Origin of the sequence: Paenibacillus thermotolerans, from assembly GCF_028745515.1 — a bacterium.
Classification (GTDB): domain Bacteria; phylum Bacillota; class Bacilli; order Paenibacillales; family YIM-B00363; genus Paenibacillus_AE; species Paenibacillus_AE thermotolerans.
This window is the reverse complement of record NZ_JAQZSG010000081.1, coordinates 1-1,883: the sequence shown is the minus strand read 5'-3', so window position 1 is coordinate 1,883 and position 1,883 is coordinate 1. Positions and strand designations below refer to the sequence as shown.

General features: G+C 52.2%; 1 protein-coding gene. It reads left to right on the top strand.

Features of this window, described 5'->3' with window-relative positions; translation table 11 throughout:
• Positions 1 to 411 precede the first annotated feature (411 nt).
• Positions 412 to 1,803: a group II intron reverse transcriptase/maturase gene (ltrA, locus tag PT964_RS26280; RefSeq protein ID WP_274366322.1), complete on the top strand. Its 1,392-nt coding sequence runs from the start codon at positions 412 to 414 to the stop codon at positions 1,801 to 1,803.
• Positions 1,804 to 1,883 lie beyond the last annotated feature (80 nt).

Sequence of the window (1,883 nt, the reverse complement as noted above, 5' to 3'; positions counted from 1 at the left end):
TATGTACGCCCAGCATGGGCGTCATCTCTAGGGTGAAAGTCCCGAACGGGGGCTGGCGAACGCCTACCGTTAGCCAAGAGCAAGGGTGTCCGCCGCGAGGCGGAATCTGGAGGAAGCTGGAGGCAAATGCACGAGCCGAGGTACACGAACTCAATTCGAGGCAGGGTTAGCCGGATGAGTCACCATAACATGACGAAATCCAAAGTCGCCAAAGACTATCCTTGTAAACTTGAGCGGTTGCGGGCAGAAAGATGACGTTCTTATCTGGGGAGGCCTGCGGAATACGCGAAGTCACTTCGTAACCGCAATCGCAAGATTGCGCTGAATCCGCAGGAGTCAGCAGAAGCCATAGTACGGGATTACGGGACGCCGGAAACCGGAAGGGCTGAACTTAAAGGAGAGAAGAAACCGATGCGTTCGCACGAAGGGCAACGACAGCAGCCAACTTCATATGAAGGCTCACGGCAAAGAGCAGCGGTGAAGCCGCAAGGGTATGCCGGAGCGCCGAGCTCTTCGACGGCACAACTCGACCATTCTTCTCGCGAAGGACAGAACGACCTGCTGGAGCGAATGCTCGAAGGAAACAACCTTCGGCTTGCATTTAAGCGAGTGAAACAGAACGGAGGAGCGCCCGGCGTTGACGGAGTGACAGTAGCCGAGCTACAAGCGCACTTATGGGAACGTTGGAATACCGTGAAATCGGAACTCCAAGGGGGTACTTACAGACCAATGCCTGTCAAACGGGTGGAAATCCCCAAACCCGGAGGCGGGATTCGGCTGTTAGGCATCCCAACCGTAATGGATCGATTCATTCAGCAAGCCCTGATGCAAGTGATGACACCGATCTTTGATCCATGCTTTTCACCGCAAAGCTTCGGCTTCCGACCAAAGAAACGAGCCCACGATGCAGTTAAGCAAGCGCAATCCTACATACAAGAAGGATACCGATGGGTCGTAGATATGGACTTGGAGAAGTTCTTTGACCGAGTGAACCACGACATCTTAATGGCAAGGGTAGCTAGGAAAGTGACGGACAAGCGCGTTCTGAAGCTTATTCGAGCATACCTGAATGCCGGCGTCATGGTAGACGGAGCGAGACAAGAAACGGTGGAAGGCACTCCACAAGGAGGACCTTTAAGCCCGCTTTTGGCAAATATCCTGTTGGACGACTTGGACAAGGAATTAACAAGAAGAGGATTGCACTTCGTCCGCTACGCGGACGACTGTAATATCTTCGTGAAAAGCAAGCGAGCAGGAGAGCGTGTGATGGAATCGGTGATTCGCTTTGTAGAAGGGAAACTTAGACTAAAAGTGAATAGGGACAAAAGTGCGGTAGACCGACCTTGGAACCGTAAATTCCTCGGCTTTAGCTTCGTAAGCAACGCACAGGCAACCATCCGAATCGCGCCGAAGAAACTAGAGCAACTAAAGGAACGTGTAAGAGAAATTACCTCTAGAACAAGAGGTGTTTCATTGGAGCACCGCATTAAGGAGCTTAATCGATACCTTATGGGTTGGGTTGGTTACTTCCGCCTAGCATCTGCAAAGAAGCATTGCGAGAAACTTGACGAATGGATTCGGCGAAGACTCCGGATGTGTGTGTGGAAGCAGTGGAAGTTACCCCGAACCAGACTGCGAAATCTTCGGGCGCTTAACGTTCCTGAGTGGGCCGCGAGAATGATGGCAAACGCTCGGCGGGGATGCTGGGAAATGTCTCGAAACATAAACAACGCCCTTAACCTTTCCTACTGGAAAGACCAAGGGCTGATGAGTCTAACTACTCGTTACTTGGAAATTCGTTAACCTTTAGGAACCGCCGTATGCGGACCCGCATGTACGGTGGTGTGAGAGGTCAGGGGCTAGCCGCCCCTATCTACTCGATT

What these genes read in the sequence shown, in the direction of transcription:
- ltrA (WP_274366322.1), top strand. Translation starts at nt 412, where the DNA reads ATGCGTTCGCACGAAGGGCAACGACAGCAGCCAACTTCATATGAAGGC.